Origin of the sequence: Marinoscillum luteum (assembly GCF_044005705.1) — a bacterium.
In the GTDB taxonomy this organism is placed as follows: Bacteria; Bacteroidota; Bacteroidia; order Cytophagales; family Cyclobacteriaceae; genus Marinoscillum; species Marinoscillum luteum.
The window spans coordinates 199,954-223,970 of the sequence record NZ_JBIPKE010000019.1; the positions used below are offsets into that span (position 1 = coordinate 199,954).

The window sequence follows — 24,017 nt, forward strand, 5'->3', positions numbered from 1 at the left end:
TTGTCTTATTATATTTCAAATGCTTTATTCACTATTTCTGCTTGTTCACGCTTGTGAACTTTGGAGTACCCTGTAGCGGGTGAAGCCATTGGCTTACGAGCCACTAGTTTCAGTGCTAACCCGGATATTCTTAACATAAATCCCCAGGCACCCATATTTTCAGGTTCCTCTTGTACCCACACCAGTTGCGGGTTATTGTATTTCTTCAACACAGCCTCCAATTGCTTCTTTGGGAACGGGTACAGCTGCTCCAACCTCACGATGGCTACATCCTTTACCTTCTTCTTTTGCTGCTCTTCCTGCAGGTCAAAATAGACTTTCCCTGTACAAAGGAGCACTTTCTTCACGCTCTTGTTGGTCACATAGTCATCACCGATCACTTCCTGGAAGTTCCCTTTGGTAAACTCCTCTAACGGAGAAACTACCTTAGGGTGTCTCAAAAGTGACTTTGGTGAGAACACCACACATGGCTTTCTGAATTCCCAGGTAAGCTGTCGCCGTACCAAATGGAACAAGTTGGCCGGAGTGGTCACATCGGCAACAATCATATTTTCCTGAGCAGTCATCTGAAGGAATCGCTCCATCCTTGCACTAGAGTGCTCCGGACCCTGGCCTTCATAGCCGTGTGGTAAGAGCATTACCAGCCCGTTCATTCGCTGCCACTTAGTCTCGGCACTGGTGATAAACTGATCGATCATCACCTGGGCACCATTGGAAAAATCCCCAAACTGCGCTTCCCATATCACCAATGCATTGGGTGTGGCCATGGCATAGCCATACTCAAAGCCCAACACTGCGTACTCCGAAAGGAGTGAATTGAAGATTCTGAATGGCTCCTGCTTTTCCTGAATATGATCCAGGTTACAGTAAGGCTCATTGGTATTGGAGTCAAACAGATAGGAATGTCTGTGAGAAAAGGTACCACGCTTCACATCCTGACCTGACATTCGCACAATATTGCCTTCTGCCAGCAAAGATCCGTAGGCCAGCAATTCGGCATCCGCCCAGTTGAGCATTTTCTCTTCAAAAAAGTGACTCTTACGCTCCTTTAATAATTTATCAATCTGTCGGAGGGGTTTGAAACCTTTCGGAATGGTCGTAAGGGCTTTTGAGACTTTCTTTAATACCTCATCGCTAATGCCTGTCTCAGGTGACTTGTCAAAATCCTCTGGTTTAGATCTCCTTAAGAAATGCCACTCTTCCTCTATTTTCTGAGGCTTGTATGGCAGTGGCTTTTGTTTTACCTCATCCAGCCTATCCTGTAGCTGTTGCTTAAACTCCTTATCCAGGGTTTCCGCACGGTCAGGACTGATGTCTTTCCTCTCAATCAATTGCTTCACATAGACTTCCCTTGGATTAGGGTGCTTGGCAATCAGGTTATACAGCTTGGGCTGAGTAAATTTTGGTTCATCACTCTCATTGTGCCCATGTCTCCTATAGCACAGCAGATCTATGAAAAAGTCTTTGTTGAACTTTTGGCGGTACTCCACGGCCAGATTGGCTGCAAAGTTGACGGCCTCAGGGTCATCACCATTGACGTGGATGACCGGTGCATCTATGATTTTGGCAAGGTCAGTACAGTATATACTGGAGCGGGCATCATCATAATCCGTGGTGAATCCCACCTGGTTGTTGATGACAAAGTGAATGGTCCCTCCAGATCTATACCCATCCAGCAAGGACATCTGAATACATTCATATACGAGCCCCTGTCCGGCAATGGCCGCATCTCCGTGAATGAGGATGGGAACCACCTTTTTCATTTCTCCACGGTACTCATCATCAATCTGAGCTCTGGAGTAACCCAGTACTACAGGATCTACTGCCTCCAGGTGTGATGGGTTGGGTGCCAGTTTCACATAGATCTTCTTGCCGTTGGCCTGAAGGTGACTGGAATACCCAAGGTGATATTTTACGTCACCATCACCCATGGTCAGGTCAGGGTCGGTGCTTCCTTCAAACTCCGCAAAAATCTCTTCGTAGGTCTTGCCCATGATATTAGCCAGCACATTAAGCCTGCCCCGGTGGGCCATCCCGATCACCACTTCTTCTGCACCCAACTCAGAAGATCGTCTGATGATCTTATCCAGTGCAGGAATGGTGTTTTCGCCTCCCTCCAATGAAAACCGCTTCTGTCCCAAAAATTTGGTATGCAGGAAGTTTTCAAAGACCACCGCCTCATTGAGCTTCGAAAGAATGCGGGTCTTCTCCTCGTTGCTTGGATTTACATCTACGCCCTCAGTCTCCACCTTGGTCTTCATCCAATCGAAAATATCCGAGTTTCTCAGGTGATTGTATTCATAACCAATGTGGCCGAGGTAAATCCTTGCCAACCTGTCGCGAATCTCCTTCAAGGTGGCATTGGGCAACCCAATCTCTGATCCCACTTCAAAGGTTTCATTCAAATCCGCCTCTGAAAGGTCAAAATTGGACAACTCCAGTCGCACATTATGTGTACGGCGCTGACGAACAGGGTTTGTATCTGATTTCAGATGTGCCCTTGACCGGTGGGCATAAATGAAGTTTCGAACCTTTATTTCCTTAGATCCGGCGATGATCTCCTCAGAGGGGCCACCATCACCATATCTTTGCTGTGAAAACTCGAACCCTTCAAAAAACTTCCGCCAGGATTCGTCTACGTTTTCAGGGTTCTCCTTATATGACTTATAGAGTTCGTCGATGTAGCCCACATCGGCATTGGAGATGTATGAGTATTTGTCCATTGTATGGGCGTTGTTTATTTTTTAGTGGAACAAATATATGGACTGGATGTTTAAGATTAAAATCGCTAACCCGCTTACGCGAATATCGACTGATTTTCAGGTACTTTAGACCGTTCCTTTTATAAACAGAAATTTACAGTTATCTTTGCGGTCCTTTTTAATATAAACTTTGAATGGACGAGTTCCATAAACAAAACAAATTATGCCTGTAAAAATCAGACTATCGCGTCGAGGACGCAAAAAACAAGCCATGTACGATGTAGTAGTGGCAGACTCAAGAGCACCACGAGATGGTAAATTCATTGAGAAGATAGGGACGTACAACCCTAACACTGATCCAGCTTCTATCTCATTGAACGATGAGAAAGCCTTTGACTGGGTGATGAAAGGTGCGCAACCTACAGATACTGTAAAAGCGATGCTTTCATACCGAGGGATCATGATGAAAAAACACCTTCAGATTGGCGTATTGAAAGGAGCTATTACTCAGGAAGATGCAGACAAGAAGTTTGAAATCTGGCTTGCTGAGAAAGAAGCTAAGATTCAGGGTAAAGTTGAGAAACTTTCTGCAACCAAAGCTTCTGAGGCCAAAGCACGACTTGCAGCTGAGAAGAAAGTATCTGACGCCAGAGCAGAAGCCATTGCTGCTAAGAAAAAAGTAGCTGATGACACGCTTGTAGCGGAAATCGCTGAGGCAGGTGCTGACGAAGCTGAAAAAGCATTGGAAGAAGAGGGTAACGAAGCAGTAGCAGCAGTAGAAACTCCTGCCGCTGAGGAAGCACCGGCTGCTGAAGCTCCTGCAGAGGAAGCTCCAGCTGAAGAAGCACCTAAAGCTGAAGAGCCTAAGGCAGAAGCTCCGGAAGAAGCAGCTCCAGCTGCTGACGAAGAGAAAAAAGAGGATTAATCTGGCATCATGGGTTTTGAGGAGTGCTACCAACTGGGTAATGTGACCAAAACTCATGGATTGAGAGGAGAGGTAGTGCTCTTTCTCGATGTAGACAATCCACAGGAATATCAGGAATTGGAATCAGTTTTCATTGACCTCAATGGAAAACTGGTTCCTTTTTTTATGGAGTCATTCCATCTCCAGGGCGACCGGGCCATCGTGGCTTTCGAGGAAATAGAATCCATAGAAGACGCCAGTGAGCTCATCGGCAGAGACCTGTACCTCCCACTCAACAGACTACCCAAACTCCCAAAAGGCAAATACTATTACCACGAACTTCCAGGTCTACAGGTATTTGACGGAGACCAACTCCTGGGACAAGTAACTCAGGTGTATCAGATGCCCAATAACAACCTCCTGGCCGTGGATCATCAGAGCATTGAAATTCTTATTCCGCTGGAGGAAGCGATCGTTCACACCGTAGATATTGCCGCTGGCAAGATCCTGTGCACCCTCCCCGATGGACTTTTGGATGTATATCTGGATCAGAAACCATGAGACTGGACATCATCACTTGCCTGCCCGAACTATTTGACGGGCCCATCAACCAGAGCATTGTAAAGCGGGCCCAGCAAAAAGGCCTGGTGGAAATCGTCATTCACAACCTGCGAGACTACACCACCGACAAGCACAACCATGTGGATGATTACGCTTTTGGTGGTGGGGCTGGTATGGTACTGATGATAGAGCCTATCGACAAGTGTATCTCTGGCCTTCAGTCCAAAAACACCTACGATGAGGTGATCTACCTCACCCCTGACGGCCAAACCCTCAATCAGGGCATGGCCAACCAACTCTCTCTCAACGAAAACATGATCCTCCTCTGTGGACACTACAAAGGCGTAGACCAGAGGGTACGTGATCACTTCGTGACCAAAGAAATCAGCATTGGTGACTATGTGCTCTCCGGCGGAGAGCTGGCGGCCATGGTGCTGGCCGATTCACTGATCCGACTCGTACCAGGTGTACTCAATGACGAGTCTTCTGCCCTCACAGACTCCTTCCAGGATAACCTCTTAGCTCCGCCAGTCTATACCCGCCCGGCAGACTACAAAGGCTGGAAAGTGCCCGAAATACTTACCTCCGGCCATGAGGCCAAAATAGAGCAATGGCGCCACGACGAGGCAGTCAAACGCACGCAGGAGCGCCGACCAGATTTGTTGGGGTAACCCATTATATCCCTGTTCAGAAAACTTTCATTCTATATTTTTCGAGGGCATACCTTTATCCTTTTACCTCTTTATAGGTATTTACAATCCCCCCATTACCCACCACTTTTGATATACTGAAAGAATCTCCGTATTTTCAGTAAAACCAAATCCTAACCTTAAAACTTTAAGAAAATGAAAACAGTAATCACACTCCTCATCGGCCTGATAATTGGTGCTGGAATTATGTTCCTATACAATCAATCATCAGAGCAGTCATTGTTAGAAACGCAACTCAGCCTTCAGAATCAACTTAATGCAGTCGCCTTAACGTCCCAAGAATTTGAGGAAACCCAAGAAGCCAGAGAAAAATTCAAAAAACTCATTAAGGACAGCGATAGAATCTTATTGAGAACCAGAGGCTCTAGAATATCGAAAGGTGTGGCTTTGGGCAGAATTAAGAACTACAGCACTATGAGAGATTCACTCCACCGAACCAAACCGAGTCAGGGAAAAGAACTTGGTGGAGGTGTAGGATTCGGCATTGACGCAATTCAAACCCTATTAGATGATATAGTAAAAGAGAACGCCTATATAGATTCGAATACAGATCCAAAGGATAGTCTTAAGATCACCGGAATAAGGGCTCACTTCTCCTTAAAAAATGGAATCAGCGATGGACACTATGTCGATTACTTAGATGTTATTCTGACTCCATCAACCATAAAAGGAGAGGCTGTTTATGAATGGGTCTCTCAACTCAAGGATTTAGGAAACCCACCTCCTTTGGATGACTCAAACCCTTGCCCAGATACATGTCCATAATGCAGCAATGGAACAGACACTAATATTCAGTTCGATGTTCTCGGCACTTATTCCGATTTCAATTGGCTTAAGTTCACTTCGAAGGACATCGAACTTTAACTACAGAATCATATTATTAATCTGCTCATGTTCCTTTCTTGTTGATATCAGCGCAAGCATTTATGGACGATTTTATGGACAGAGTAACTACTGGATTATTAATATCTACTACACCACCGATTTAATTCTACTTCTAATATTTTTCTACAAAAACCTTACCTACAAGGCTTTGGTCATAATTATTTCCATAACACTAATTGCCATTTACATCTGGTCCGTTACATTTCTGGGTTTTCATACCAGACCCACAACATTTCGATTGGTTCATAACCTTGCCCAAATACTTTTGTCATTGGTTCTATATTACCAGTTCTTCCTAATTGGTGATGACATTTTCCTAGAAGAGCTCCCAATATTTTGGTTCAATACAGCAATCCTGGTCTATTTCTCAGGAAGCTTCTTTACCTATCTACTAAGCTCAGAAATTCTTACCAACACCTCCCTAACCTGGACTCTTCATAATATTTCTAACATTCTCAAAAATCTTTTATTCGCAATTGGATTATGGAAGGCCAGACTAGTTTAGATAGTTACTATGTACTTATAATAGGCACCAGCGGCATGCTACTCCTCACAGCAGCCATTGCCATTTTCATCTACCTCTATCAGCGGAAGCTGATCAAGCGGAAGCTGGAATACCAAAAAATCGAAGACCTCCTGAAAAAACAGGAACTCCGCTCCGCCTATGCCATGCTGGCAGGCCAGGAGAAAGCCTATAAACATATCGCTGAAGAACTGCACGACAACCTCGGCAGCATCCTGGTCACTCTGAATATGTTTGCGGATACGCTCCAGAAAAAAACAGACCCTGAGTCTCAACGAAAACTGGCCCAGAAAATCAGTGAAGTGGCACAAATCGCCAACGAGTCCACCCGCAAAATCTCCCACAGCCTCGACTCAGGCGTGCTCAAGCACTTTGGACTGGCCAAGGCCGCTCAGGAGCTGGTGGATGCCATCAATGAATCTCAAACCATCACCGTGGCCAGCCACATTCAGATCGGCAATACGCTCGATGCAGAGGTAAGCAAAAACGTCTATCGCATTTTGCAGGAGCTGATCAACAACACCCTTAAACATGCCCAGGCCACTAGGATCAATATTGACCTCAACCAGATTGAGGACAACCTCAATTTGATCTTTCAGGATAATGGCGTAGGTTTTGACCTGGATAAGACCCCACCACAAAAGGGCATGGGACTGAGAAACCTGGAATCACGTGTGGAACGAATAGGTGGCCACATGACCATAGACAGCAATAAGAATAAAGGAACCACCACCATCATAGATATACCATTATGAGAAACATCAAAATACTCCTGGCAGATGATCACGCCATAGTCATGGAAGGCCTGAAAGAGGTGCTGAGTGCCGATGAAGAGATTTCGGTAGTCGGATGCGTGCAAAATGGTGAAGAAGTCCTTCGGTTCATCAAAAACAACGAGGTGGACATTGTCATACTGGACATCAACATGCCCGTGATGGATGGCATCACCTGCGCCCGGCATTTAAAAAAGGAATTTCCGAAAGTCAAAATCATCATCCTGACCATGTATGCCCAGCGCTCTTTTGTGGAAGAGATTGTGAAAATCGGGATCGATGGGTGCCTCCTCAAGAACAATACCGGCAAGGAGCTGATCGATGCGGTGCTGCGGGTTATGGGCGGCCGACAATATTACGACCGCATCGGCACCTTCAACTCGCAGGAAGAAGAAGTGACCCAATACAAACTCAGCGAACGGGAGATTGACGTCATCCGGCTCATGTCACAGGGGCTTACCAGCATTGAGATTGCCGAAAAGCTCTTTATCTCCGACCACACAGTCAAAACACACCGGAAAAACATCCTGAAAAAACTCAATGTGAGCAACAGCTCACAGGCTGTACAGTATTGTCTGAGCAATCAGCTGATTTAAAATAGCTTATGCAGATTGGGTACCAATAAATTATTCAATCACCTTTACCAATTATCAATTATTTATCTATATTTGCACTCCTTTTTGAGAAACACTCGATAGCGTAAAGACATGAGCGATTTAATTAAATTCGTAGAAGAAGAAAATAAAGCAGCTAAAGCAAATCATCCTGCTTTCAGTGCTGGAGATACAGTAAACGTACACTACAAGATCAAGGAAGGTAACAAAGAGCGTATCCAGCAGTTTCAGGGTACTGTACTTCAGATCAGAAATGTAGGATCTACAGGTGAAACTTTCACCGTTAGAAAAATTTCAAGCGGTATCGGTGTGGAGAGAATTTTCCCTATCCTTTCTCCCAATATTGACAAGATCGAATTGGTAAGAAAAGGAAAAGTAAGAAGAGCTCGTTTGTTCTACCTGAGAGGCAGAAAAGGAAAAGCTGCAAGAATCAAAGAGAAACTTTAATTTCTCATTCAAAATATTCATGAAGCCAACTTTACTCGTAAAGTTGGCTTTTTGTTTTTACACCTGTCGGTTTTCTGCTTCGCACCACTGACGATTTGGCAGAATATTGATTTAATTTGCCCCGCTATCAGGTAAGCGTATGGTTTTTGTCTATCATTCCTGACTATGAAGATTTCATTTCATAAATACCAAGGCACCGGCAACGATTTCGTGATGATCGACGATCGCAATGAAACCTTCCCGGCAGAGAACACCGCTTTGATCTCCTTTCTTTGCGACAGGAGAATGGGCGTGGGTGCCGATGGCGTTATTCTCATCCAAAACCATCCCGAGCACGACTTTCGGATGATTTATTTCAACCCGGATGGCAGCAAAAGCCTCTGCGGCAATGGCAGCAGGTGTGCCATTGCCTTTGCCAAAACCCTGGGCATCATTGGGAACCAAACCGTCTTTGAGACCACTGATGGTGTTCACGATGCTTTCATCGAAGGAGAAATCGTTCATTTTCACCTGCATGACGTAGGTCACGCCACCAAACAGGATAGTGACTGGTTCATCAATACGGGATCTCCACACCATGTTCGGTTGGTTACAGACCTGGACCAAATGGATATCATCCAGCCTGGACGGGAAATACGATACAGCAAACACTACGAGCCTGCTGGCACCAATGTCAATTTTGTGGAAACAACCCCTGAGGGCATCAGGGTACGCACTTATGAGCGGGGTGTGGAAAATGAAACCTTGTCGTGTGGCACTGGCGTCACTGCCTGTGCGCTGGTGGCCGGAATGATCGATTACCAAAGTCCTGTGAAAATTGAAACAAAAGGTGGAAGTCTTACCGTTTCATTCACAAAAACGGAAGCCAAATCCTTTCAGGATATTTATCTTGCCGGACCCGCCAAAAAAGTATTTGAAGGCATCGTGGAAGTGCCTATTTGATTGAATTCCGCTTAACTTTAGACCCAATATTAAGAATATACATACATGTTAGATTTAGTCACTAAGGGATTAACGAAGGTTTTTGGAACCAAAGCCGATAAGGACATAAAAGCTGTGACTCCATACGTTGAGAAAATCAACAAGGAATTCGAGCAACTCAGAGATATTTCCGATGATGCACTCAGAGGCAGAACAGCCGAGCTGAAGGGCATTATCGCTGAAAAACTAAAGCACGTGGATGACGAACTCAAGTCATTACACGATAAAGTAGAGTCTGATCCTCAGTTGGACATACTGGAAAAAGAACAAATCTTCGAGCAGATCGACAACCTGGAATCCAAAAGGGATGAAGAATTAGAAGACATCCTTTTGGAAATCCTTCCACAAGCCTTTGCGGTGGTGAAAGAGACCGCTCGGAGGCTGACGGAGAACAAACAACTGGTGGTGACCGCCACCATGATGGATAAAGAACTGGCGGCCAATAAAGAGCACATCAAAATAGATGGAGACAAAGCCATCTGGGCCAATAAATGGAAAGCCGCAGGTACAGACGTGGAGTGGAACATGATTCACTACAATGTGCAGCTGATTGGTGGTATTGTATTGCATCAGGGCAAAGTAGCCGAAATGGCCACTGGTGAGGGTAAGACCCTTGTTGCTACCCTTCCCGCCTACCTCAACGCCCTGGCAGGTCGTGGAGTGCATGTGGTAACGGTGAATGACTACCTGGCCAAACGAGATGCGGAGTGGAACGCGCCACTTTTCCAGTTTCACGGCTTGAAAATTGACTGCATCGACAGACATCAGCCTAACTCTCCTGAGCGTAGACAGGCCTACCAGGCAGACATCATCTACGGTACAAATAACGAATTTGGCTTTGACTATCTCCGTGACAACATGGCCCGCAGCCCCGAGGAGCTCGTGCAGGGTAAGCATCATTTTGCCATGGTGGATGAAGTGGATTCTGTCCTGATCGATGAAGCAAGAACCCCATTGATCATTTCGGGACCTATCCCTAAAGGAGACGAACACGAGTTTTATGAACTAAAACCACGGATCAATAAGCTCGTGGAAGCTCAAAAGAAACTGGTCTCTGAGTATTTCAATCAGGCCAAAAAACTCATCAAAGAAGGCAAAGAATCGGAAGGTGGATTGCCACTTTTCAGAGCCTACAGAGGATTGCCCAAGTACAAGCCGTTGATCAAATTCCTCAGCGAAACCGGTATCAGGGCCATTCTTCAGAAAACAGAAAACTTCTACCTTCAGGACAATCAGAAAATGATGCCCGAGGCAGATGAGCCTTTGTACTTCACCATTGATGAGAAGCACAATAGCATAGACCTTACAGAAAACGGAATCGACCTGATCACGGGATCAGGTGAGGACCCTACTTTCTTCATTCTACCGGATATTGGAGATGAAGTAGCCAAGCTGGAAAATGATACCGAGCTGGATGAGAGCGAAAAGCTGAAGCGTAAAGAAGTGGTCATACAGGACTACAGCGTCAAAGCACAGCGTATACACAGTATCAATCAGCTCCTGAGGGCTTACTGCCTGTACGAAAAAGATACCGAATACATCGTGGTAGATGGCAAGGTGAAGATCGTGGATGAGCAGACTGGTCGTGTAATGGATGGCCGCCGGTATTCTGACGGGCTCCACATGGCCATAGAGGCCAAGGAAAACGTGAAGGTGGAAGACGCCACCCAGACCTACGCCACCATTACTCTGCAAAATTACTTCAGGATGTACCACAAGCTGGCTGGTATGACCGGTACAGCGGAAACTGAGGCCGGAGAGCTTTGGGACATCTACAAGCTGGACGTAATTGTGATCCCTACCAACAGACCGATTGTCCGCGATGACCGGAATGATAAGGTTTATAAGTCTATCCGTGAGAAGTTCAATGCCGTGGTAGACGAAATAGTAGAGCTGAGAGGAATGGGCAGACCGATACTGGTCGGTACCACATCCGTGGAAATTTCCGAAGTACTCAGCCGGATGCTCAAGATCAAAAACATTGATCATCAGGTACTAAACGCCAAGCAGCATGCCCGCGAGGCGGACATTGTGGCGGAAGCAGGAAAGCCCGGAACGGTGACCATTGCTACCAACATGGCCGGTAGAGGTACGGACATTAAGCTTACCCCGGAAGCCAAAGCCGCAGGTGGACTGGCCATTATCGGTACAGAGAGACATGAGTCTCGCCGTGTGGACAGGCAGTTGCGCGGTAGAGCTGGCCGACAGGGTGATCCCGGATCTTCCCAGTTTTACGTCAGTCTGGAAGACAACCTCATGCGATTGTTTATGAGTGACAGAGTGGCTAAAATCATGGACCGGTTAGGCCTGCAGGAAGGCGAAGTGATTCAGCACAGTATGATCACCAAGTCCATTGAGCGGGCGCAAAAAAAGGTGGAGGAAAACAACTTTGCCACCAGAAAGCGACTGCTGGAATATGATGATGTAATGAACTCTCAGCGTGAGGTCATTTATAAGCGCAGAAAAAATGCACTCTATGGTGAGCGACTGGAGCTGGACATCAACAACATGCTCTTTGATACCTGTGAGGATATCGCACTCAATGCTAAAGCTGACAACAACCTGGATGGATTGAAACTCAATGCCATCAGCGTATTGGGACTGGACTTTCACATCACACAGGAAGAGCTCACCAAGTACATGGAGCATGAGTTGACCGATAAGCTTTACACAGCGGCCAAAGAGCACTACAAGAATAAAAATGCTTTCACTGCTTCGAGAGCCTTCCCGCTGCTGAAGCAGATTCATAAGGAAAAGGGAGCTACCGTTCAGAACATTCTCGTGCCTTTCTCCGATGGAAAAAAACAAATAGGTGTCACCGCACATCTGGAAAAATCTGTGGAGACCGAAGGCGTGGAGATGATCCGGGCCATGGAAAAAATGATTACCCTGGCCATCATTGATCAGACCTGGAAGGAGCACCTGAGAGAAATGGACGATCTGAAACAGTCGGTTCAAAATGCCGTCTACGAGCAGAAAGACCCATTGATCATTTACAAGTTTGAAGGCTTCGAGCTTTTCAAATCGTTTCTTGGGAAAGTAAATGAAGAGTGTACTTCCTTCCTGATGAAGGCGCAGATTCCGATTCAGGACCCTAATCAGGTACAGGAAGCGAGAGATCAGCGTGCCACCCGCAACTACAAGGAGTCCAAAGAAGAAAGCGGGTCACTGCTCAACAGAGGACAGGCCAACCGACCTCCAGCGGAGAAGGTGGAACCGGCCAAATCCGTGAAAATAGCGGGACGAAATGACCGGGTCACTGTACAATATGGAGATGGCTCAGTAAAAAAGGACGTCAAATACAAGACAGTAGAAGAAGATCTAAAAAACAACAAATGCATACTCATCGAGTCGTAATCGGTCTGTTGTTGATAGGCCTGATCGGATGTAAAACTTCCTCTGTTCCCTCATCGTCAGAGGAAGTGTACAAAGAAGATCTGGCTTATCTGCGCCCTTCGCTCAGTGAAGAAATAGCTGAAGTACCCGAACCGGAAACACCCAAGCTCAATGCCACCTTGCCTACCGGGCATCTGAAAACCGAGCTGGACAGTGTGAATCAAATCATTATCAGCAATAATCGCGCTCAGCGCTACGTGGATGGGTACACCATCCAGATATATACCGGAAACGACCGGGAAGCGGCTACGGAGGCTATGAACAAGGCTATGTCCATCGATCCGCAATTGGACCCGCAAATACAGTACTACCAGCCCAGTTACAAGGTAAAGGCCGGTCAATACATCAACAGGCTGGAAGCCCATGAAGTCTTCGAAAGACTCAAAGTCGAATTTCCCCTTGCATTGCTCATCCCAGAAAGAATCCGTGTAGACTATGACTGAGACCATTGCCAAAATCAAATCCCTTTCCGAAGCGTACTTTTCTGACATCCAGGCCATTCGGCATCACCTTCACAGTCATCCGGAGCTCTCTTTTCAGGAGTTTGAGACTGCTGACTTTATAGAGGCAGAATTAAGGAAAATGGGTATTACGGACTTTGAACGCAAAGCCGAAACCGGTATCACCTTCATGCTGAAAGGGCGTGAAGACAATGGCAAAGTGGTAGCGATGAGGGCGGACATAGACGCCCTGCCTATCATAGAGGCCAATGAAGTGTCTTACAAATCTCAAAATGAAGGAGTCATGCATGCCTGTGGACATGATGTTCACACTTCCTCCTTATTGGGAGCTGTTCGCATCCTGAAAGAACTGAAGGACCACTACAGTGGTACGGTCAAGGTAATCTTCCAACCCGGAGAAGAAAAACTGCCCGGGGGAGCCTCTGTCCTGATCAAAGAGGGAATCCTGGAAAACCCAAAGCCCGACAGAATACTTGGACAGCATGTAATGCCGCTCATTCCTGCCGGTAAGGTAGGTTTCAGAAAGGGCATGTACATGGCCAGTGCTGACGAGATCTACTTCACCGTAACCGGAAAAGGCGGGCATGCAGCCATGCCGGAAAACACCGTAGACCCGGTACTTATCACCAGTCACATCATTGTGGCGCTCCAGCAGATTATCAGCAGAAACTGTAGCCCAAAAATCCCAAGTGTCCTTTCCTTCGGGAGGGTGGAAGCACTGGGCGCTACCAATGTGATCCCAAACGAAGTAAAGGTGGAAGGAACTTTCCGCACTTATGATGAGGAATGGAGAGCTGAGGCGCATGTGCGAATGAAAAGAATGGCTGAAGGTATCGCAGAATCTATGGGTGCCCAATGTGACTTTCAGGTCATGAAAGGCTACCCACACCTCAAGAATCACCCTGAGTATACTCAGGCCAACATAGAGGCTGCTAAAGCTTATATGGGGGATGAAAATGTGGAAGAGATTGATCTCTGGCTGGCAGGAGAAGACTTTGCTTTTTACTCACACCATGTAGATGCCTGCTTTTACCGGCTGGGTACCCGCAATGAAGCCAAAGGGATCACCTCAGGAGTACATACCCCCACGTTCGATATTGATGAATCCGCACTCAAAACAGGCATGGGCCTGTTTGCCTGGCTCACTATCGCTGAGCTGAATGCTTGAGTCCGGGGTACGCTAGAGTGCCAGCTCCATTTGAACCCTAAAGCGAATATAGTCATTGGTGGTATCCATGTAAGAAACGTCACTTTGAATCTTTAGGGAGTGGCCCACGATGTATTTAGAAAATCCCAAAGTATACTCTTCTGCCGCGCCAATGGAAGAATTAACACCTATTGGCTCCACGGTGGTATATCTACCGGCGATCTCATAATTCGATTTAAACACATACCCTAAAGCCGTCACGAAACCCTTTCCATAACCAAATCCGGCCACCTCATCCGAGGAAGATCGATGAGCATATTCTGCGTTCCATGACAAACCCTGGTACTTGAATACCGCATCTACCAACCATGTAGAGAGATCTGAATAGATGAAATTATTGTCAGTATCCATCAAAAATGAGCCCAGGTTGCCGCGTGACCTTGGTGTATTTTTGTTGTAATCATAGGTCACTCCAATCGCCAGCTTTGGGCTTGGCTGTCTCTCTATATCCGCGCCTACGTAATCACCTTTTGACTTGAACAAGCCCATAGGCAAAACCTCAAAACGAGTGGTATACTGACGACCATTGTCCGGGTTATCCACGACTACACCTCTACCCTCACCCATTGATATGGCGAACGCCTCCCTGAATACCACACCAGAACCCTGAACCGCGCGCAGTTGCAACCCTATATCCCGGTCCAGGTTGAACCTTGAGTTGACCAAACTACGATCCACAAACTGCATATTTTGAGAAGATACCACACGCTCTCTGTTTCCTGGTAGCTTGGTTTGGCCTACCCATAACTCAACACCAGGCGTAAACTCCCACTTTACCACTGCGTCAAGGACGATATTAGCCGTGTGCCCTATTTCATCTACACCACCCGAACGAGTATCGCGATTGGAAATCCCTAACTCCATTTTGTATTTGATATTGGGTTTGAAGGCATAACCATCAAACTTCAGTCTGTATCTGCGGATCAGCAACTGCTCATTCCAATTCCCGCTTTCCAGATACTTTTCACCCTCATAGAGGGTTTGGAATCTCAAGCCCAGTTTTAAAGAAAAAGAAGAATCCTTAGCCTCTACCCTAATGCCCTTACCCCAACTGGCATCAATAGGGATCTGAGCCTGTACATACTCCGAATAAAACAAACAAACCGAAAAAAATACAATCGTAAAAACACCGCGCATACTATACTTCTCTTTCAAATCAGGTAAAAATAATTGGCAATATTAAAAAATCGTTAAATCAAACTTACCAAGAACATCCCGATAAGTTAATATTTGGTTAACATAGGAGTTGTACTTTTGCAGTGTTTTTTACCCCAAACACAAAAACTATGGAATTCGGATTAATGGATGGACTGAACCTCTTGGGTTCCCTTGCCTTTTTTATCTACGGCATGAAGATCATGAGTGAAGCCATCCAAAGAGTGGCTGGCTCCAAAATGCGTCAAATTTTGAACTCGATGACGTCCAATCGCTTTAAAGGCGTCCTCACTGGCTTTCTCATCACCGGATTGGTGCAATCCTCCTCTGCCACCACAGTGCTGGTGGTCAGTTTTGTAAATGCCGGGTTACTTTCACTGGTAGAGTCTATCGGTGTGATCATGGGCGCCAATATCGGAACCACCGTTACTGCCTGGCTCATTTCCATTGTGGGTTTCAAGGTGAAAATCTCAGCCTACGCCCTGGTGATTATCGGTTTGGCCTTCCCGTTGCTCTTTTTCAGCAAAGACCGAATCAAATCGTGGGGCGAAGTTTTCATTGGTTTTTCGCTGCTCTTCCTGGGACTGGCCTATCTCAAAGATGCTGTTCCGGATTTGAAATCAAACCCAGAAATTCTGGCTTTTCTCAGTCAGTATTCTGATCTGGGATTTCTCTCTATCATTTTATTTGTAGGAATAGGTACGCTACTGACTGTCATCGTTCAGTCTTCCAGTGCTGCCATGGCACTCACCCTGGTGATGGCCAACAATGGCTGGATTCCGCTGGAACTTGCAGCAGCCATGGTATTAGGTGAAAACATCGGGACAACCATCACCGCTAACCTGGCAGCCATTGTAGGAAATGTACACGCCAAGCGAGCCGCATTTGCTCATTTTATTTTCAACGTCTTCGGAGTTACCTGGATCATCCTCGTGATGGGACCATTTTTGGGACTCATATCCAGCTACATGCTTTATCAGACCGGTCTTTCTCCAGAGACCAATCCAGAGTCAGTGCCTATCGCACTCTCACTTTTCCATACCTGTTTCAACGTATTAAATACTATTTTCCTGTTGGGATTTGTGAAGAGCATTGCAAAAATCTGTACCCGAGTGATTAAGCCAAAAGGAGATGATGCAGACGAGTTCCGATTGGAGTACATCGGCACAGGGCTGCTCAATACGGCGGAGCTTTCACTGGAAGAAGCACAAAAAGAGACCGTAGCCTTCGGTAAAGTCATTGTGAAAATGTCGAATACCGCGAAGGATTTGCTCTCTGAGCCAAAAGAGAAAAAGCAGAAAAAGCTCATCAAAAAGATGAGAAAATTCGAAGAAATCACCGACCAGTTGGAAGAAGAGATTTCAAAATACCTGGCCCGTGTATCTGACGGAAGTCTGAGTTCTGCCACCTCTACCAGAGTGGTGAGCCTCCTGAGTATCATCAACGACATGGAAAGAATAGGCGATGTGTTCTTCCAGATGTCCAAGGATTTCGAAAACAAGCAAAATGACAAAGTTGGTTTTACTAAAAAGCAAAAAGCCAATCTCTTTGAAATGTTTGCCCTGGTGGATGAGGCGATACACAATATGGTTGCCAACCTCAGCAGTAACTACTCACACGTCACACTTGATAAAGCCCTGGAGCTGGAGCTTGCTATCGATAGTTTTAGGAATAAACTCAGAAAAGAGCATATCCATCAAATGGAAAGTAAAAAGTATGACATCCAGGTAGGCGCCCTATATAAGGACCTCTTCCAGTCTATGGAGAAGGTGGGTGATCACGTCATCAACGTATCTGAGGCCATTACAGGAGAGTCTGAACGCAGCTTAAAAAGGCAGGAAGAATTTGTCAACTAAGTTCTATAATCTTTCTAAAAGCACACCATATCGTCCTCAGGACATGAAGACCTCCCAATCAATGAAGGGGATCACCGGTATATTACTGGCCATTTTCGGATTTTTCGTTTCCATTCACCTGCTGGGGCTTAGCTTTCAGGTGATTGGAAACGGCTTTTCGGAGTTCTTCGACATGGCCTTTGCCAATCCTGCCATTGGCTTGTTCATAGGCTTGCTGGGTACGGCTATCCTCCAAAGTAGCTCCACCACCACATCCATGGCAGTGGCAGCAGTGGCAGCAGGCTCCGTGTCCCTGGAGAATGCCATACCCGTGGTAATGGGCGCCAACATAGGCACCACACTCACCAGCACCATCGTCTCCATGAGCTATATGACCAAGACTGCCGAATTCAGAAAGGCGGTTTCGGCGGGTACAGTACACGATATATTCAATGTGCTCACCTGTGTCCTCCTCTTTCCGCTGGAGCTCCGCTATGGGCTTCTAAGCAGGCTCAGCACAGGCATTGCCTCTATGGTTCACACCCCCACGGCGGTGGACACGCTCCCGAGTAAATTATCCATTTATCACTGGCTCGACCTTGGAGGCAATCTCTTGATCAATTGGTTTGGCCCCTTTGTACTGTTGATTGCGTCCGTGGTACTGCTGTTTTATATCGTCAAGAAAATTTCGAATATCCTTTACGATAAGCTCATTGGCAATGCCCAAAGTAAGTTTGAGTCTATTGCCTTTCAAAACACTTTCAAATCGTTTGGGTGGGGATTTCTGCTCACCTCCGTGATACAAAGCAGCTCACTCACTACTTCGCTCATTGTGCCACTGGCTGCCACCGGCAAAGTGAAGCTGAAGCGAGCCTTTCAGTTCATCATGGGAGCCAACCTGGGCACCACCATCACCGCCCTGCTAGCTGCCCTATTCAAAAGTGAAGCAGCCATCAGCTTAGCCATCGCTCATTTTCTGTTCAATAGTATCGGGGTGCTGATATTTCTGACTATTCCACTTTTCAGCAGGATCCCGCTCTATTTGTCGGACAAGCTGGGTGCTATCTCCCTCAAATATAAGGTGACGGCATTTGCGTATATTCTGGTTGTCTTTTTCCTGCTTCCGTTTACGCTCATTTATTTTAGTAAAAGCAGAAACATGGCGGCTTACGAGCATAAGGTGCCGACCATAGAACTCACCTCAAATAAATAGTTCTTTAAACATTTAGGTGTAAAGCGATATTATATATTTGTCTTACGCATCCAAAATCACCTACGACATGTCTGTAATCAATAAGCTGGTGGATAAATTGTCTGAGTATATCCGGCTCAAGGGAGAAAAGCTGAAGCTGGAAATCATCGCTCAGGTGGCCAAGCTGTTAGCACATTTTGTGGCCTTTCTTACCATAGCTATCATCGGACTATTCCTGTTAGTTTTTCTTTCCATGGCCCTCAGCGCCTATCTCAATATGATTCTGGACAGCCCACACCTTGGCTATCTGATCGTGGCAGGTTTTTACCTGGTCATGTTGCTGATCATTTTCTTCCTGCTCAGGTCCAACAATATTCAGAAATGGCTGGAAGCCCTATTTGTCAATTTGAGTGAAACCATCGCCGAACAAAATGAAGAATAAACGATCCGGAATCTGGATGAAGAAAAAATCATCGCTGGAAGCCAAAGAATCACGGCTAAAGGATGAGTTGGAGGAAGCTTCCGAAAACTTTGAATCACAGGTGAAGAAGGTAGTGATCATCTCCTTAATCTCCGGTGGTGTAGTACTTGCCGGATACACCCTGTTCAGGGCCCTTACTAAAGAGGAAAAACCAGCTGCCCCTCCGATACCAGCCAAAAAAGCTGTGGCCAAACCTCAACAGATCAAGGTAGACCAAGGGTTTAGTGTGAAAAAGCTGTTGATGGAAAAAGTCACTCTGGCTGCCATACAATTTGTAGGCACCCAACTGGCGATGATACTCTCTAAAAAAATGGGAGGTGAAACCGAAGTGAAAAAAAATTCTAAACGTTAATCAGAGATTCTCTTCTTCTCATCTTACCGGCAGGTATGCCAAACATCATTTTGAAGCGGCGACAAAAATAGGCAGTGTCTTTATAACCCACTTCCTTACCGATCTCCCTGATACTCATTTTAGAGGTACGGAGCAGGTTCACGGCCTCCTCCATCCGTTGGTACTCTATGTAGTCCTGTGGATTGATGCCAGTTAGCATTTTAAAATACTGACCTACATAATCTTCAGACACATTGGCCACATTGGCCAGTACCTTATTGGAAAGATCCTCTCCAAGGTTTTCTTTGATGAAGGTAAAAATATCGATGAGACGCGGATCCTTGAAGTAAGTACTGTTGGTGGCAAACTGCTCCACGAAGAGTCCCTGCTTCAGAATGTAGCGAATCAGCTCCACTACCAACTGCTCGGTCATCACCTTCACTATCCGGCCTTTGCCGGGTGAGTTGGAGGTTACCTCGGCGTTGATCCCTTTGATGAGCGACCTGATCTTGCCTGAGTCTACAATTTTGAAGGGGGGTATATCCAGAGAGGCAAAGAAGTTAACCGAATCAAATGCTTTGGCCTCAAATGACACATAGCTATAACTGTCAGATGCCTCCGCTTTGTCTATGTAGCTTTGGAAATAAAGCTCCTTATTGTTCAAAAAATCGTCTTTTGAAAGGCTAATGGGGTTATTGATGCCATAAGAAACAGTCACCTGCCGGCCTCCGGGTACAAAAAATACTTCGCCCTCTCCGCAAACCTCTTTTTCCTTCCCAAATCTGAGATGACCGGTGTTTACCAATACCAATGAGTTCTCTATGTCATAGTTATTCTCAATGGTCACTGGCTTCAAAATATTAATATTCTTAGCTTTAATAAAGCGAACCCCCAGTGATTCTATAATCTTATTGTAGTCTTCCACCAATCTTTATAATATAATTAAATGCGGATAATAGACGTTTATTATCTCAAATAATTGTATAAATCTAATATTAAAAATTGGAATAAGCCAAATTCCCGGTGAGGAACCACCGGGAATCAAATTATATTATTTCAATACATTTCTGGAAATGACAATTTTTTGAATTTCTGAGGTGCCTTCATAGATCTGCGTGATTTTGGCATCCCGCATGAAACGCTCCACATGATACTCCTTCACAAAGCCATACCCACCGTGTATTTGCACAGCTTCCACAGCATTCTCCATGGCTACCTGAGAGGCATATAACTTGGCCATGGCACTGGCCTGAGAATAGTCTTCTTTTCGGTCTTTCAGCATGGCAGCTTTCAGGCAGAGCAGACGAGCTGCCTCTACTTTTGTGGCCATGTCTGCTATTTTGAACTGGATGGCCTGGTGCTGCGCGATCTCTTTACCAAAGGCCTTTCGCTCCTTGGCATAGGCAATGGATCGCTCCAGAGAGCCCGCTGCTATGCCCAGGGCCTGAGAGGCAATCCCTATCCGGCCTCCATTGAGCGACTTCATGGCCAGGGTAAAGCCAAAGCCATCCTCACCAATCCTATTTTCTTTTGGCACCTTCACATCCGTAAACATGAGTGAGTGCGTATCTGAGCCCCTGATGCCCAGTTTATCTTCTTTTTTGCCCACCACAAAGCCTTCATAATCCCGCTCCACAATCAGGCAATTGATCCCTTTGTGCTTCTTCTCAGGATCAGTCTGGGCCATCACCAGATAGACTGAAGCCGAATTGCCATTGGTAATCCAGTTTTTAGTCCCATTCAGCAGGTAGTGATCTCCCTTATCTTCAGCGGTCGTTCGCTGCGAAGTGGCATCTGATCCGGCCTCTGGTTCCGATAGACAAAATGCTCCGATCTGCTGCCCGCTGGCCAGCTTGGGCAGGTACTTCTGTTTTTGCTCTTCTGACCCAAAATGCTCCAGCCCCCAGCACACCAGGCTGTTATTCACTGACATCACCACGGATGCCGAAGCATCCACCTTGGAGATCTCCTCCATGGCCAGCACATAGGACACGGTGTCCATACCGCCACCGCCATACTTTGGGTCCACCATCATCCCCATGAATCCCAACTCACCCATCATCTTGATCTGCTCTGCCGGAAACTGCTGGGCATTGTCCCGTTCTATGACGCCTGGCAAAAGTTCTTTCTCTGCAAAATCTCTGGCAGCCGCCCGAACTGCTAGTTGCTCTTCAGTTAGGTTAAAATTCATGGTCTGTTGTTTTTTAAGTATTTGAGGTTAATGTTGTTTCTATAGGTTCGACAAAAATAAGAAATTTTGTTATGCATGCATAACATTTGGAATCAAAAAAAGCCTCTGTAAATGAGGCTTTTTTGCAAATTTTATTCTGTTGTCAGTTAATCTCTACTGCCACCTAAGTAGATCATTACCCAGTAGAGCAAAGTGGCCAGTGCTGAAAGTGCCGCGATCACATAGGTTTTTGCTGCTGTGTCCAGTGCGTCTTTGGCCATTTTGTGCTCACCTGTATTCACGATGTTCCGATCCTGAATCCAGGCCAGGGCACGTTTACTCGCATCAAATTCCACTGGCAGGGTGATGAAGGCGAAAAGGGTAAACACCCCATAACAGGCTATAATCACCAGAATGGCCAGATTGAAAGGAATGATGGATGGCAAAAGGAATGCACCAAAGAACATCATCATGAAGACCACATTGATGATCTGTCCACTGATGTTTTGAATGGGCACCATTGCCGACCTGAACTCCAAAAAGCTATAAGCTGTGGCATGCTGCACAGCGTGTCCACACTCGTGAGAAGCCACGGCAGCCGCAGCAGCTGACCTGCCGCTGTAAACGTCCGGGCTCAGGTTTACCGTCTTGTTGGTCGGGTTATAATGATCCGTGAGTTGTCCCTGGACAGACATCACTTTCACATCGTGAATCCCGTGATCCGCCAGCATCAGCTCAGCAATTTCACGACCCGTGAGTCCCGTGGACAGCGGAATCTTAGAGTACTTCTTAAACTTATTCTTCAGCCGGGTACTTACCACCAGGCTGGCAATCATAAATCCGATAATGATAATAAATAACATCTTCTTCTATTCGTTTATACGCTTTATTTGTTCAATTATGCTCGTGGTAGAAAAGCCTTTCGTTAATTCAATCAGCTCCACTCTACCTCCTGTTCTCAATACGATATCTGACCCTGCGATGTTGCCTGTCTGATAGTCACTGCCCTTCACCAGAACGTCTGGTAGTACCTCGCCGATCAGGGAGGCCGGCGTATCTTCATCAAAGATCACCACTGCATCCACAAATTCCAATGCTGCCAGCATTCTGGAGCGGATATTTTCATTATTCAATGGTCTGTCGGGTCCCTTGATTTTTTTCACGGAGGTGTCCGAATTAAGGCCCACAATGAGCCGATCCCCAAAGCGACGAGCCTTCTCCAGGCCATCGATGTGCCCCAGGTGGAGCAGATCAAAACACCCATTAGTGAAAACTATCTGCTGCCGATCCGCACGCCACTGCTCCACAAGGGCAGACAGCTTACTTCTGCTGACGATCTTCCGTGCTGTCGCGTTCATGGCTCTTTTTGATAAAAACCGATACCAGAAGGGCTATACCACCAAAAATGGCGATCGCTACGATCTGCGAAGTATGCAGGAGCGTAGCCAGAAAAACCCCAGTAGTCTTTTCTACAGAATACAGCACCAGCATGGCACTGATGAAGGCGTGATAGGTACCAATACCGCCCTGCACCGGCACTGCCAGCGCGATACCCCCTGTCACCAAAAGCATAATCCCGGCTACCCAGGATAAGTGGGCCGTTTCAGGAATGGAAAACACGATGATATAGGACATGAAGTAATAAGTGACCCAAAGGACAATGGTCGATAGCGCAAAACCCCATCTGTTTTTCACATCTTTCAGGGAAAGAATGCCCCGGATCAGGTCATTGATAAAGGAACGGACCTTTTCATTTTTTACATACAGCACATAGCCCAGTATGAACACCAAAGCTCCTCCAATGACGATTATCATCCCCGCCTTCCACATTAATCCCTCTACGTCCTGAAGTCCGGAAAAAATGTGTGTAAGAAACTCGATGAGCCGATCGTACTCCAGTACGAGTGCCAGTAAAATCAATGCGATCAACGTGAACAGGTCGATGATCCGCTCTGTAATCACCGTACCCAGCGAGGTGGATACAGGCACATCATCGCTCCGCTTCATCATTCCACAGCGGGTCACTTCACCCAGTCTGGGAAAAGCCAGATTGGCGAGATAGCCCACCAACACTGCCAGATTCGTTTTATGGACATTTAGATTGGGGTATCCCAAAGGTTTTAGGAGGATATTCCATCTATAAGCTCTGGCATAATAGGCCACCAGAGAGAGCAGAATGGAGATGATCACCCAGGTGTAATTGACCTGCTTTGATTTCTCTATGAATTCGGAGAAATCTACATTTCTGAACGCCAGATAAAGTAGCGCCAGTGCCAGCCCCAATGAAAATGTATACTTGAATACCGAAGTGGCTTTTTTAATCATTCAACAGCGCTTTCAGCTTGTGAGTCTGTTTTTTTCGTCCGGGAAAATGACGACCGGTGTATGCGCTTTAGCTTTTTCCTTTTCCACTGAGCAGTATGAAATGATGATGACAATGTCCCCTACCTGAGCTTTGCGGGCGGCGGGACCGTTCAGGCAAATTTGGCCGCTGCCACGCTCCCCCTTTATCACATAGGTCTCCAATCGTTCTCCATTGTTGATGTTCACGATTTGCACCTTCTCGTTCTCCACCAGATCAGCGGCATCCATGAGGTCCTCATCTATGGTAATAGAGCCAACATAATGGAGTTCAGCCTGGGTGATTTTCACCCTGTGTATCTTGGATTTTAATACTTCTATTGTCATC

Annotated in this window: 23 protein-coding genes; 15 read left to right on the forward strand and 8 right to left on the reverse strand. The window is 46.2% G+C overall.

Features of this window, described 5'->3' with window-relative positions:
• Positions 1-8: 8 nt before the first annotated feature.
• Positions 9-2,723 (reverse strand): 2-oxoglutarate dehydrogenase E1 component, encoded by a 2,715-nt coding sequence (locus ACHKAR_RS15975; protein WP_395418388.1) that lies wholly within the window; start codon positions 2,721-2,723, stop codon positions 9-11.
• A 202-nt stretch (positions 2,724-2,925) separates the two neighbouring features.
• On the opposite strand from ACHKAR_RS15975, the gene ACHKAR_RS15980 reads away from it, so the two are divergent.
• The 11 genes from ACHKAR_RS15980 to ACHKAR_RS16030 all read left to right on the forward strand — a co-directional run bounded on the left by ACHKAR_RS15980 (position 2,926) and on the right by ACHKAR_RS16030 (position 14,125).
• Complete coding sequence (locus ACHKAR_RS15980; protein WP_395418390.1) at positions 2,926-3,627, forward strand: 30S ribosomal protein S16; 702 nt, start codon at positions 2,926-2,928, stop codon at positions 3,625-3,627.
• 9 nt (positions 3,628-3,636) lie between these two features.
• On the forward strand, positions 3,637-4,167 hold the full coding sequence (gene rimM / locus ACHKAR_RS15985) for a ribosome maturation factor RimM (protein ID WP_395418392.1): 531 nt from the start codon (positions 3,637-3,639) through the stop codon (positions 4,165-4,167).
• Complete coding sequence (trmD, locus tag ACHKAR_RS15990; protein WP_159583194.1) at positions 4,164-4,838, forward strand: tRNA (guanosine(37)-N1)-methyltransferase TrmD; 675 nt, start codon at positions 4,164-4,166, stop codon at positions 4,836-4,838. Before rimM ends, trmD begins: the two co-directional genes overlap by 4 nt.
• A gap of 174 nt (positions 4,839-5,012) precedes the next feature.
• Positions 5,013-5,642 carry a hypothetical protein gene (locus tag ACHKAR_RS15995; RefSeq protein ID WP_395418393.1) on the forward strand — a complete coding sequence of 210 codons (630 nt, stop codon included), beginning with the start codon at positions 5,013-5,015 and terminating at the stop codon, positions 5,640-5,642.
• 603 nt (positions 5,643-6,245) lie between these two features.
• Positions 6,246-7,040, forward strand: coding sequence for a sensor histidine kinase (locus tag ACHKAR_RS16000; RefSeq protein WP_395418394.1), 795 nt, complete (start codon positions 6,246-6,248; stop codon positions 7,038-7,040).
• On the forward strand, positions 7,037-7,654 hold the full coding sequence (locus ACHKAR_RS16005; protein WP_159583188.1) for a response regulator transcription factor: 618 nt from the start codon (positions 7,037-7,039) through the stop codon (positions 7,652-7,654). Before ACHKAR_RS16000 ends, ACHKAR_RS16005 begins: the two co-directional genes overlap by 4 nt.
• A gap of 111 nt (positions 7,655-7,765) precedes the next feature.
• Positions 7,766-8,119 (forward strand): 50S ribosomal protein L19, encoded by a 354-nt coding sequence (gene rplS, locus ACHKAR_RS16010; RefSeq protein WP_159583186.1) that lies wholly within the window; start codon positions 7,766-7,768, stop codon positions 8,117-8,119.
• Positions 8,120-8,284: 165 nt separating this feature from the next.
• Positions 8,285-9,061 carry a diaminopimelate epimerase gene (gene dapF, locus ACHKAR_RS16015; RefSeq protein WP_395418395.1) on the forward strand — a complete coding sequence of 259 codons (777 nt, stop codon included), beginning with the start codon at positions 8,285-8,287 and terminating at the stop codon, positions 9,059-9,061.
• A gap of 45 nt (positions 9,062-9,106) precedes the next feature.
• Positions 9,107-12,457: a preprotein translocase subunit SecA gene (gene secA / locus ACHKAR_RS16020; RefSeq protein WP_395418396.1), complete on the forward strand. Its 3,351-nt coding sequence runs from the start codon at positions 9,107-9,109 to the stop codon at positions 12,455-12,457.
• Complete coding sequence (locus tag ACHKAR_RS16025) at positions 12,436-12,939, forward strand: SPOR domain-containing protein (protein ID WP_395418397.1); 504 nt, start codon at positions 12,436-12,438, stop codon at positions 12,937-12,939. The genes secA and ACHKAR_RS16025 overlap by 22 nt, the downstream gene beginning before the upstream one ends.
• Positions 12,932-14,125: a M20 metallopeptidase family protein gene (locus ACHKAR_RS16030; protein ID WP_395418398.1), complete on the forward strand. Its 1,194-nt coding sequence runs from the start codon at positions 12,932-12,934 to the stop codon at positions 14,123-14,125. Before ACHKAR_RS16025 ends, ACHKAR_RS16030 begins: the two co-directional genes overlap by 8 nt.
• Before the next feature lie 12 nt (positions 14,126-14,137).
• Here ACHKAR_RS16030 and ACHKAR_RS16035 read toward each other — a convergent pair whose 3' ends face one another.
• Positions 14,138-15,319, reverse strand: a complete 1,182-nt coding sequence (locus tag ACHKAR_RS16035) for a porin (protein WP_395418399.1) — start codon at positions 15,317-15,319, stop codon at positions 14,138-14,140.
• Positions 15,320-15,450: 131 nt separating this feature from the next.
• Here ACHKAR_RS16035 and ACHKAR_RS16040 point away from each other — a divergent pair, with 131 nt between their 5' ends.
• The 4 genes from ACHKAR_RS16040 (at position 15,451) to ACHKAR_RS16055 (ending at position 19,179) form a co-directional block, all read left to right on the forward strand.
• Positions 15,451-17,175 carry a Na/Pi cotransporter family protein gene (locus ACHKAR_RS16040; RefSeq protein WP_159583174.1) on the forward strand — a complete coding sequence of 575 codons (1,725 nt, stop codon included), beginning with the start codon at positions 15,451-15,453 and terminating at the stop codon, positions 17,173-17,175.
• A 43-nt stretch (positions 17,176-17,218) separates the two neighbouring features.
• A complete protein-coding gene (locus tag ACHKAR_RS16045; RefSeq protein ID WP_395418400.1) occupies positions 17,219-18,367 on the forward strand; it encodes a Na/Pi symporter in 1,149 nt (382 codons plus the stop codon).
• A gap of 67 nt (positions 18,368-18,434) precedes the next feature.
• The gene (locus ACHKAR_RS16050; RefSeq protein ID WP_395418402.1) at positions 18,435-18,788 is read left to right on the forward strand and encodes a phage holin family protein; all 354 of its coding nucleotides are present in this window, start codon (positions 18,435-18,437) and stop codon (positions 18,786-18,788) included.
• The gene (locus ACHKAR_RS16055) at positions 18,778-19,179 is read left to right on the forward strand and encodes a hypothetical protein (protein WP_395418404.1); all 402 of its coding nucleotides are present in this window, start codon (positions 18,778-18,780) and stop codon (positions 19,177-19,179) included. Before ACHKAR_RS16050 ends, ACHKAR_RS16055 begins: the two co-directional genes overlap by 11 nt.
• On the opposite strand, the gene ACHKAR_RS16060 is transcribed toward ACHKAR_RS16055, so the two are convergent.
• The 6 genes from ACHKAR_RS16060 to panD form a co-directional block, all read right to left on the reverse strand.
• The gene (locus ACHKAR_RS16060) at positions 19,169-20,083 is read right to left on the reverse strand and encodes an AraC family transcriptional regulator (RefSeq protein ID WP_395418405.1); all 915 of its coding nucleotides are present in this window, start codon (positions 20,081-20,083) and stop codon (positions 19,169-19,171) included. The two genes, ACHKAR_RS16055 and ACHKAR_RS16060, sit on opposite strands and share 11 nt — an antisense overlap.
• 126 nt (positions 20,084-20,209) lie before the next feature.
• On the reverse strand, positions 20,210-21,349 hold the full coding sequence (locus tag ACHKAR_RS16065) for an acyl-CoA dehydrogenase (protein ID WP_159583164.1): 1,140 nt from the start codon (positions 21,347-21,349) through the stop codon (positions 20,210-20,212).
• Between the two features lie 146 nt (positions 21,350-21,495).
• A complete protein-coding gene (locus tag ACHKAR_RS16070) occupies positions 21,496-22,191 on the reverse strand; it encodes a zinc metallopeptidase (protein WP_395418407.1) in 696 nt (231 codons plus the stop codon).
• A gap of 6 nt (positions 22,192-22,197) precedes the next feature.
• Positions 22,198-22,686, reverse strand: coding sequence for a D-glycero-beta-D-manno-heptose 1-phosphate adenylyltransferase (rfaE2, locus tag ACHKAR_RS16075; RefSeq protein WP_395418409.1), 489 nt, complete (start codon positions 22,684-22,686; stop codon positions 22,198-22,200).
• On the reverse strand, positions 22,649-23,653 hold the full coding sequence (locus tag ACHKAR_RS16080) for a lysylphosphatidylglycerol synthase transmembrane domain-containing protein (RefSeq protein ID WP_395418411.1): 1,005 nt from the start codon (positions 23,651-23,653) through the stop codon (positions 22,649-22,651). Before ACHKAR_RS16080 ends, rfaE2 begins: the two co-directional genes overlap by 38 nt.
• 12 nt (positions 23,654-23,665) lie before the next feature.
• Positions 23,666-24,016: an aspartate 1-decarboxylase gene (gene panD, locus ACHKAR_RS16085; RefSeq protein WP_159583156.1), complete on the reverse strand. Its 351-nt coding sequence runs from the start codon at positions 24,014-24,016 to the stop codon at positions 23,666-23,668.
• Position 24,017 lies beyond the last annotated feature (1 nt).

Bases quoted from the DNA above. Each gene is read 5' to 3' on its own strand.
- ACHKAR_RS16025 (WP_395418397.1), top strand. From the start codon at position 12,436: ATGCATACTCATCGAGTCGTAATCGGTCTGTTGTTGATAGGCCTGATC.
- ACHKAR_RS16070 (WP_395418407.1), bottom strand. From the start codon at position 22,191: ATGTTATTTATTATCATTATCGGATTTATGATTGCCAGCCTGGTGGTA.
- ACHKAR_RS16045 (WP_395418400.1), top strand. From the start codon at position 17,219: ATGAAGACCTCCCAATCAATGAAGGGGATCACCGGTATATTACTGGCC.
- ACHKAR_RS16080 (WP_395418411.1), bottom strand. From the start codon at position 23,653: ATGATTAAAAAAGCCACTTCGGTATTCAAGTATACATTTTCATTGGGG.
- ACHKAR_RS15995 (WP_395418393.1), top strand. From the start codon at position 5,013: ATGAAAACAGTAATCACACTCCTCATCGGCCTGATAATTGGTGCTGGA.
- ACHKAR_RS16055 (WP_395418404.1), top strand. From the start codon at position 18,778: ATGAAGAATAAACGATCCGGAATCTGGATGAAGAAAAAATCATCGCTG.
- rplS (WP_159583186.1), top strand. From the start codon at position 7,766: ATGAGCGATTTAATTAAATTCGTAGAAGAAGAAAATAAAGCAGCTAAA.
- secA (WP_395418396.1), top strand. From the start codon at position 9,107: ATGTTAGATTTAGTCACTAAGGGATTAACGAAGGTTTTTGGAACCAAA.
- ACHKAR_RS16000 (WP_395418394.1), top strand. From the start codon at position 6,246: ATGGAAGGCCAGACTAGTTTAGATAGTTACTATGTACTTATAATAGGC.
- ACHKAR_RS16030 (WP_395418398.1), top strand. From the start codon at position 12,932: ATGACTGAGACCATTGCCAAAATCAAATCCCTTTCCGAAGCGTACTTT.
- ACHKAR_RS16065 (WP_159583164.1), bottom strand. From the start codon at position 21,349: ATGAATTTTAACCTAACTGAAGAGCAACTAGCAGTTCGGGCGGCTGCC.
- ACHKAR_RS16050 (WP_395418402.1), top strand. From the start codon at position 18,435: ATGTCTGTAATCAATAAGCTGGTGGATAAATTGTCTGAGTATATCCGG.
- ACHKAR_RS16040 (WP_159583174.1), top strand. From the start codon at position 15,451: ATGGAATTCGGATTAATGGATGGACTGAACCTCTTGGGTTCCCTTGCC.
- ACHKAR_RS15975 (WP_395418388.1), bottom strand. From the start codon at position 2,723: ATGGACAAATACTCATACATCTCCAATGCCGATGTGGGCTACATCGAC.
- dapF (WP_395418395.1), top strand. From the start codon at position 8,285: ATGAAGATTTCATTTCATAAATACCAAGGCACCGGCAACGATTTCGTG.
- ACHKAR_RS16005 (WP_159583188.1), top strand. From the start codon at position 7,037: ATGAGAAACATCAAAATACTCCTGGCAGATGATCACGCCATAGTCATG.
- trmD (WP_159583194.1), top strand. From the start codon at position 4,164: ATGAGACTGGACATCATCACTTGCCTGCCCGAACTATTTGACGGGCCC.
- panD (WP_159583156.1), bottom strand. From the start codon at position 24,016: ATGACAATAGAAGTATTAAAATCCAAGATACACAGGGTGAAAATCACC.
- ACHKAR_RS15980 (WP_395418390.1), top strand. From the start codon at position 2,926: ATGCCTGTAAAAATCAGACTATCGCGTCGAGGACGCAAAAAACAAGCC.
- rimM (WP_395418392.1), top strand. From the start codon at position 3,637: ATGGGTTTTGAGGAGTGCTACCAACTGGGTAATGTGACCAAAACTCAT.
- rfaE2 (WP_395418409.1), bottom strand. From the start codon at position 22,686: ATGAACGCGACAGCACGGAAGATCGTCAGCAGAAGTAAGCTGTCTGCC.